Genomic DNA, 1,010 nt, shown 5'->3' with positions numbered 1-1,010 from the left:
AATACGTGGCTCAGACAATACAACCAGATCAGACCACATCATGCTCTGAACATGCGCCCACCAGTCCCAGAAACCCTTTTAGACAAACCGCAAATCACTGGTACTGAAACAAGGGGCTAGACAGATCGGAACCTACCTATTCAGCACGCTTTGCTTCTGGGGATTTCTCTCACAGCGACCGCTTGTTGCGCGTTGAATCCGGTCTTCGAGATCGGAGTCGAAGCAAGCTATTGTCTTAGGAGTTGATTGTGAGCATAACTTACGAATTAGCCACTTGGCATCCCATTTCTGACCTAGTTGGGCCGCGCGACAAGCGACCGCTTTGAGCACATAGCGATCCATACCGCACTACGCACATTTTTGACAGAAGGGCGGATTCCGGACTTTCTCCGCAGGCGCGAACCGATCAAGCGGGAGTGTTAAAAGCCGACATCCACAATCGCTTGAAACCGATACCTTTTCTGCACAGCCGCAAGGCGGCTCGGAGCCCGATATTGCCGTTGCATTGCGACCCAAACGGAACTAGTCGGGGACCCCGCTGACGATGGCAAATCGTGAGTTGGCCGAACGCTGGCGGATAGTCATCGCCGACTGGTATTCAGCACTTTCATAGCAGCCACGCGCTGCTTCGACGCTATCAAACTCGATTACAACGGGTCGCGGATACATTTCGCCTTCGACGACATCAATGTCTGCGTCACCCCTGACCAGATATCGCCCGCCGTGTGCCGCCACCGCCGCCGCAGCCGCAAGCTTGTAATTCTCATATGTGTCAGCGTCGGTAATCGCGATGTTCACCATCCAATAGCCCTTTGGCACGTCTAATCTCCTGTATTGATGTAGGAGAGCGTAACCAAATCGGATGGCACAGACAACGACCGCGTAGAGCCGATTCTGTTGAAAAACACCGTGTTATGAGGGTGACTGATGCTTGGTTTTTGCGACCGCAAGCCTTTCTGTTTTCAGGCTTTTCGCGGATGCTGCGGTGCAGGAAAGATCTTGGCGAGTTT

1 protein-coding gene is annotated in these 1,010 nt (G+C 53.0%); it reads right to left on the bottom strand.

Features of this window, described 5'->3' with window-relative positions:
* Positions 1-522: 522 nt before the first annotated feature.
* Entirely contained in the window at positions 523-819 is a 297-nt protein-coding gene (locus tag AC2D8P_RS16600; RefSeq protein WP_484703998.1) for a DUF1330 domain-containing protein, read from the bottom strand.
* Between the last annotated feature and the right edge of the window lie 191 nt (positions 820-1,010).

The sequence above is a fragment of the Roseovarius sp. YIN77 genome, assembly GCF_057219155.1.
This window is presented reverse-complemented; position numbering and strand designations above follow the sequence as displayed.